This is a genomic window from Bellilinea sp. (genome assembly GCF_053501535.1).
Genome location: NZ_JBRCOK010000033.1, coordinates 1 through 6,769, shown reverse-complemented (window position 1 = coordinate 6,769; position 6,769 = coordinate 1). Strand labels below are relative to the sequence as shown.

At 59.4% G+C, this 6,769-nt stretch carries 7 protein-coding genes; all 7 read right to left on the bottom strand.

Annotation, left to right across the window (positions count from 1 at the left end):
• On the bottom strand, window positions 1–237 hold a 237-nt coding region (locus ACWIZX_RS03575; RefSeq protein ID WP_448334838.1), incomplete at its 3' end, for a BMC domain-containing protein.
• A gap of 284 nt (window positions 238–521) precedes the next feature.
• Window positions 522–2,027 (bottom strand): aldehyde dehydrogenase family protein, encoded by a 1,506-nt coding sequence (locus tag ACWIZX_RS03570; RefSeq protein WP_448334837.1) that lies wholly within the window; start codon window positions 2,025–2,027, stop codon window positions 522–524.
• A 57-nt stretch (window positions 2,028–2,084) separates the two neighbouring features.
• A complete protein-coding gene (gene eutL, locus ACWIZX_RS03565) occupies window positions 2,085–2,741 on the bottom strand; it encodes an ethanolamine utilization microcompartment protein EutL (RefSeq protein WP_448334836.1) in 657 nt (218 codons plus the stop codon).
• A gap of 24 nt (window positions 2,742–2,765) precedes the next feature.
• The gene (gene eutC, locus ACWIZX_RS03560) at window positions 2,766–3,671 is read right to left on the bottom strand and encodes an ethanolamine ammonia-lyase subunit EutC (RefSeq protein WP_448334835.1); all 906 of its coding nucleotides are present in this window, start codon (window positions 3,669–3,671) and stop codon (window positions 2,766–2,768) included.
• A gap of 12 nt (window positions 3,672–3,683) precedes the next feature.
• A complete protein-coding gene (locus ACWIZX_RS03555) occupies window positions 3,684–5,054 on the bottom strand; it encodes an ethanolamine ammonia-lyase subunit EutB (RefSeq protein WP_322792749.1) in 1,371 nt (456 codons plus the stop codon).
• A gap of 60 nt (window positions 5,055–5,114) precedes the next feature.
• Window positions 5,115–6,563, bottom strand: a complete 1,449-nt coding sequence (locus tag ACWIZX_RS03550) for an ethanolamine ammonia-lyase reactivating factor EutA (protein WP_448334834.1) — start codon at window positions 6,561–6,563, stop codon at window positions 5,115–5,117.
• Between the two features lie 20 nt (window positions 6,564–6,583).
• The coding region (locus ACWIZX_RS03545; protein WP_448334833.1) for a BMC domain-containing protein at window positions 6,584–6,769 on the bottom strand (186 nt) is incomplete at its 5' end.

Here is a 6,769-nt window from a genome sequence, read left to right as displayed (position 1 = left end):
GCGCGGGATGACATGCACGCTGACCAGTTCGCCAACCCGCTGGGCAGCGGCTGCGCCGGCATCGGTGGCGGCTTTGACCGCGCCGACATCGCCGCGCACCATGACGGTCACATACCCGCCGCCGATGTATTCTTTGCCGATTAGTTTGACATTGGCGGCTTTGACCATGGCATCGGCGGCTTCGATGGCGCCGACCAGCCCTTTGGTTTCAATCATACCCAGAGCAATCATTTGAATAGTCATAGAAATCTCCTTTTGTTGTACTTGGGGTTGTTGATGAGAGGGGGATACCTGTGGGGTTTCTACTATTTTACCGGATTCTGGCGCTTCGGTTGTCACCTTTTCGGCTGGAGGTTCGGGCGGGGGAGCGCTCCCTTCAGCGGCGGCCAGCGCCTGGTGGCTGGGAAGACGGCAGTACCGGGAACCCGGAATGGCCGGATTCTGACAGCGTTTACCGCTTTTGGTAATTGCCTGACATTGGGTATCAGTCATGTCGTTTCAGTCTCCTGAATTCCGGGCGGTCAACGCCGGGCTTCCAGTTGGGTGAGGATGCGGCGCACGATTTCTTCGATTTCGGCATTGCTCAATTCAACCGATGCGGGCGCAGCCGCACCGCCGGACGCCTGCTGGACATCCGGGGCGAGGGTGTAGGCCGCCGGCGGGGGCGGGTTGATTTCATACGCCAGCCGTTTGACGTTCATCAGGTGGGTGGTGGTGATGTTGTCGCTGATCACCGCTCCGCCGATGCCGCCGGGCGCCAGCGTCATGGCCGGTACCACGCCGGTCGTTGCGCCGATGGCGCCCATGGTGCCCCATGAATTGACGATGATGCGGAAAGCCGGTTTTTCGATGCCGAAGGCCAGGATGACTTCTTCATCGCGGGCGTGAATGACCAGCGAGTGACCGTCGCCGCCGTATTTGAGCAGCTGAATGCAGCGTTCGCAACCGGCGCGCCAGCCGTCTTCGACCATAAAGCCCAGCACAGTGGTCAACTTTTCGCCGCTGAGTGGGTGTTCCCGGCCGACGCCCTTCAAATCCACCACCAGCACCCTGGCCCAGCCGGGCACCGCAATGCCCGCCATGTGAGCCAGCTGCTGCGGCGTTTTCCCAACCGCTTTGGGGTTCATCACGCCGGGAGCGGAGAAGAGCAGCTTTTCAATGGCCGGCACATCTTCCATCGGCAGCCAGTAAGCGCCGTTTTTCTTCATTTCCTCGCGCAGCTGGTCGGCAATCGGCTTGTCGGCGACGACGCACTGTTCGGTGGAGCAGATGACCGAGCAGTCGAACGCCTTGCTGTTGACGATGTCGCTGGCGGCTTTGACCACATCTGCGCTGCGGTCCACATATACCGGTACATTGCCGGGACCGACGCCGATGGCCGGCTTGCCGACGCTGTGGGCGGCGCGCACCATGCCGGAACCGCCCGTGGCGAGAATCAGCGATACGGCGTAATGGCGCATTAATTCCTGGGTGCCTTCCAGGGTGATGTTCTGCATACAGGCTACCAGCCCTTTGGGCATGCCGGCGGCTTCGCCGGCTTCCATCATGATGCGCACGGCTTCGTAGGTGCTGGCGCGGGCAGCCGGGTGGGGGGCGACCACAATCCCGTTGCGGGCTTTCACCGCAATCAACACCTTGTAGATGGCGGTTGAAGTGGGGTTGGTAGAGGGGGTCAGCGCGGCGATGACGCCGACCGGCCAGGCGATCTCCACCACTTTACGGCGGTCATCGCGGTGGATGACGCCGGTGGTCTTGATGTCCCTGATCGATTCCCAGACGGTTCTGCTGGCAAACTCATTCTTGATTTGTTTGTGGCGGGCAACCCCGTAGCCGGTTTCTTCATGGGCCAGCTGCCCCAGCCGGGCCGATTCGCGGTAGGCCGCTTCGGCCATGGCGGCGCAGATGCGGTCCACTTCGGCCTGTTCGGCGAAGGCAAATGCCCGCTGGGCTTCGCGGCACTGGACGGCAAGGCGGCGCGCTTCCTGAATCGAGCGAAGATCCAGATCGTAGTTTTCTGGTAACGCCATAAGACCTCCTTAAAAGAGGATGAGCGGCAGGTTTTCTGCTGAAAGGACAGCAGAAAATCAGTATTTCTTGGGATAGCGCGCTACTTCCAGAACCGCATCCTGGAAGGCCTGACAGGCAGCCCGGCAGGCGCTTTGTGTGCCAGAGAGCAGGGCACCTGAAAAGTTGGTTTCGGATGGTGGTTTCCACCAAACCCGCAGTTCCACTTCGGCGGCTTTGAGCGCGGCATCAATCGCGTAGGTCGCCTCGATTGGCGGGGCGATCAGGTAGGCCAGTGGGGTGCCTTCCGGCACACCGGCGGCTTTGCTCAGGTAACTGCCGGAGCGGGAGATGGTGTGCGGGAAGAACGCCAGTGTATTCTCCTCGTTTGCCGAGAGGAAGTAGGCGTATTCGGTGGCGTATTCAATGCAGGCGTTCAAACCGGCGCGGGCTTCGGCCGGGTTGGGGGCTGCCAGAATGCCGATGATTTCACCGGAAAGCGGGCCGGAAGCGTGAGCCGCACCGGCGTAAAAGCTGTGAGCATACACGACCTCGACCTCGGCCTTCTTGGTGGCTTCGTCCAGCGAGACGTACAGACAATCGTCAATGTCGCAGGTGATGAGCGCCAGGCTCTTCTGGTCGGGGCGCAATCCCATTTCGGCGGCAAAACTGGGGTGCACATTGGGAATCAGCCGCGCCGAAAGGATGTTGGGACGAATCGGATCTAATATTGCCATAGGGTTATCTCCTTTTCTGAATGATCAGCCTTGTCCGCTGGTTTTTAGTTTCAGTTCAACACCGCTTGCCTGATATTGCAGGGTTTTCTTGATCATGTCCACCACATAGGCGCCGCCTTCCAGCGGGTTGGTGCCGCCGTGGACGGTGATCATGCAGACCACATCGCGCTCGGCGTCGGTCTTGCCGGCGGTCGGCCGCCAGCCCATGTAGGCGCTGAGTGCATCGGCAATCCCCAGTCCGGGGCGTTCGCCGATCAGGATGACGACCACATCTGCCCCGATGATGTCGTTGACATCATTGATCACGCCCACGCGGGCAAACTTGATGAAGAAGGGTGTGCCGAGGCTGATGTTGGCGCTCTTCAAACCCTGCACGATGACCGGGTAGATGAGTGGGAAGTTGTTGTTGATGGCGGCCGCGCTCAGCCCATCGCCCACCACAATTTGCACCTGCGGTTTCTTGACGCAGCGTTCGGCGATGACCTTTTTGGCTTCTTCGCTCAACTTTCGGCCGAGATCCGGACGGGTCAGGTACTGGTTGCGGTCTTCCACCTGAGTCTGGACGGTGAACAGCTCAAATTTATCCAGCACGGCCTGATCCACTTCGCCGTAGATGGCATCCTGCGTTACGCCGTGATCGGACTGGAACAGCAGCAGTGAGGCGGTGCGCGGACGCGGGCCGGCGCGTCCGACTCCGATGCGGGCGGTGGTGGTGGCCATCAGGTTGCGCAGACCTTCCAGGTCGTAGGGGTTTTTGACTCCCGGCGCAAAGCGGTGTTCCGGCACAGTCGGGTCGGGTAAATCTATGACCAGTTCGCCGTTGGCGGCAGTTTTTGCCGGCGCAGCAGCCGGCTGGCCGGCGTTTTTCTTGTTCAGTTCAGCCAGTACGGCCTGAACGATTGCCTCGATATCCATTTTGCCTTGTTCCATAAGAATTTCTCCTTATTTGCGTTGCAGGAAGAATGAAGCATCGCCGGCTTTGGCGGTCAATTTACCGTTTTCCATCAAGCCGATCGACTCCATCCATTTTTCAAATTCGGGGGCCGGACGCAGGCCGAGCAACTGCCGTAAGGCGGCGGTGTCGTGGTAACTGGTGCATTGATAACTGAGCATGGCATCATCCCCCATGGGCACGCCCATGAAGTAGTTGCAGCCGGCCGCCGTAAGCAGCACCGCCAGATTTTCGATGTCGTTTTGGGTGGCTTTGGCGTGGTTGGTGTAGCAGGCATCACAGCCCATCGAAATACCGGTCAGTTTGCCCATGAAGTGATCTTCCAGCCCGGCGCGGGTAATCTGTACCGAGTCGTACAGGTACTCCGGGCCGATGAAACCGACCACCGTGTTGACCTGGAAGGGTTTGTAGCGTTTGGCAAGCCCGTAGATGCGCGCTTCCATGGTCAGCTGGTCGGTGTCGTAATGGGCATCTGCCGAGAGGGCAGTTCCCTGACCGGTTTCAAAGTACATGTAGTTCGGCCCGGCCGTCCAGCAGTACTTTTGAGCCATCTCGTAGGCTTCGTCAATCATGGCAACCGTCACGCCAAAGGCTTCGTTGGCTTTTTGTGAACCGGCCAGACTCTGGAATACCAGGCCGACCGGCGCGCCGCGCCGCATGGCTTCCATCTGCGTGGTAACGTGCGCCAGCACGCAGTTTTGGGTGGGAATTTGCCATTTCTGGATGATGTCGTAGGTCATATCCAGCAAGCGCATGACGCTGGCGAGCGAATCATCCACCGGGTTGATGCCGATGACGCTGTCACCGGAGCCAAAGGAAAGCCCTTCGTAGATGGTGGCGCGGATGCCTTCCGGCGAGTCGGTCGGGTGGTTTGGCTGATTGCGGGAAGCCAGTGTGCCTTCCAATCCGATGGTGTTGTTGCAGTGCGCCGTGACGCGAATCTTGCGGGCGGCAACCATCAGGTCCATGTTGGACATCAATTTGGTCACGGCGGCCACCATTTCGGCGGTCAAACCGTTGCTGACGCGCCGGATCATCTCGCCGGTGGTGTTGTCATCCAGCAGCCATTCGCGGAACTGGCCAACCGTCCAGTGCTTGATTTCGTTGTAAATGGTTTCGTTGACCGAATCCTGAATGACACGGGTAACTTCATCCTCCTCGTATGGCACGGCCGGATTGTTGCGCAGCACTTCCAGCGGCACTTCTGCCAGCACGTAGCGGGCTGCCATGCGCTCGGCAACACTGCGGGCGGCAATCCCCGCCAGACGGTCACCGGATTTCTCCTCGTTGGCTTTGGCCATGACCTCTTTGATGGAGCCGAACTCGTAGGTGTTTCCAAACAACCTGGTTCTTAAGAGCATAGAAATCCTCCTTCTCGGTTACGCTTTGAATGAAAGGATTGACTCAACATCTTTCCACCGCTAATGGTAAAAAATGAGGGTCTTTACAGATAACGGCACCACCCGCCCGTCAAGAATCGGTTCACCGATGTCAATGAAATCACCTTCTGCCAGATCAACCTGATCCACGCTGATGAGCGGGATGTGAGTGTTGAGCGAGCGGATGGTCTGCCCGAGCACTTGCGCGTAGTCCGCTTCGGTGATCAGCACCAGCGGAATACCGGGTTGGCCGAGTTCACCGAAAAACTGCACCAGACCGGCAGCCAGCGACTGCAGGGTGGGGAAATCGAGGCGGGGCGGCAAATCCAGCGCAATGGCAAAATGCCCCGAATTTTGTCCCAGGTCCCAACGCAGGACGGCACTTTGGACGGCTTCCTTGACTTTATGGGGGTCGTGCAGGTCACCGTTGTTGAAATGCGGGCGGATGACGGGCAGGTTGCGCAGCGGAAGCAGGCTGGCATCGGTGAAGATGGTGCTGCCACTCAGGGTGATGGTTTGGGTGGCAGCACCCAGCACCGTAGCGCGTAGGGTTTGGGCCGGTTTTTCCACCCGCATTTGACGAATGCGCGGATTGAGCCGCAGCGATTGAGCCAGCAAAGGCCCGACATCGTTATGGATGGTCACATCTGCCAGCGAATGAATCTCGACCGGCTGGTAAAAGTAGCTGCCAACCCCGCCGGAGATGAACAGCACTTTGGATTCGGCGGCGTGGGTCAACGGTGGAGAAAGTTGCAGCTGCCTGCCCAGATCGGTCTGCACACCCTGAATCAGGTCGGCGATCAGATCGGCCATGCAGTCGCAGAAGGGCTGCAGCACATTCAGGTCAACCCGCTTGCCCACAAAAATGGGCAGGCCGAGGGTTTTGATGATTAACTGGCCGGGCGGGGCAATGTGCTGGACGATGGCGGAGGTCTTTTCGATGACGATCTGCCGCCCGCCGACAGCCAGCGCCGATGAAGAGAGATGCTCCCCGGAGCGGAAAATGGCTGCGTTGGAGGTGCCGCCGCCAATATCCACATTGGTGACGGTGGTGTAGTTTTCCGAGGAGTAGGCAGCCGCCCCCGACCCCCTGCCGGCGATCAGCGATTCCACATTCGGGCCGGCAACGGTGACCACGAACTCACCCGCCAGCGAGGAGATGGCCTTGAGAATCTCCTCGGCGTTTTGGGTGCGGGCAATTTCGCCGGTGATGATTACCGCGCCGGTTTCAACCTGTTGGGGTTGAATGCCGGCTTTCCGGTATTCGGATCGGATGATCTCGCTCAATTTTTGCACATCCACCACATCGGGGGTTAGCAGGGGGGTGAAGTAGGCCGGGCTTTCGTACAGGACCGATTTACCGCTGACCTGAAAACGGGGTATCTGCCCAAGACGGGAGATATTGCTCACTGCCAGACGGGAGAATACCAGCTGGGTGGTTGTGGTGCCGACATCTATGCCAACACTGACCATTTCCCGCGAGTCGCTCATGAGGAAAATCCGCTCCTCGCTCAGCCTTCAACTTTGGGCAAAATCATCTCCACATCGCTGTGCGGGCGCGGGATGACATGCACGCTGACCAGTTCGCCAACCCGCTGGGCAGCGGCTGCGCCGGCATCGGTGGCGGCTTTGACCGCGCCGACATCGCCGCGCACCATGACGGTCACATACCCGCCGCCGATGTATTCTTTGCCGAT

Excerpts from the sequence above, each read along its gene's own strand:
- ACWIZX_RS03555 (WP_322792749.1), bottom strand. The coding sequence starts at position 5,054 with ATGCTCTTAAGAACCAGGTTGTTTGGAAACACCTACGAGTTCGGCTCC.
- ACWIZX_RS03550 (WP_448334834.1), bottom strand. The coding sequence starts at position 6,563 with ATGAGCGACTCGCGGGAAATGGTCAGTGTTGGCATAGATGTCGGCACC.
- eutL (WP_448334836.1), bottom strand. The coding sequence starts at position 2,741 with ATGGCAATATTAGATCCGATTCGTCCCAACATCCTTTCGGCGCGGCTG.
- ACWIZX_RS03570 (WP_448334837.1), bottom strand. The coding sequence starts at position 2,027 with ATGGCGTTACCAGAAAACTACGATCTGGATCTTCGCTCGATTCAGGAA.
- eutC (WP_448334835.1), bottom strand. The coding sequence starts at position 3,671 with ATGGAACAAGGCAAAATGGATATCGAGGCAATCGTTCAGGCCGTACTG.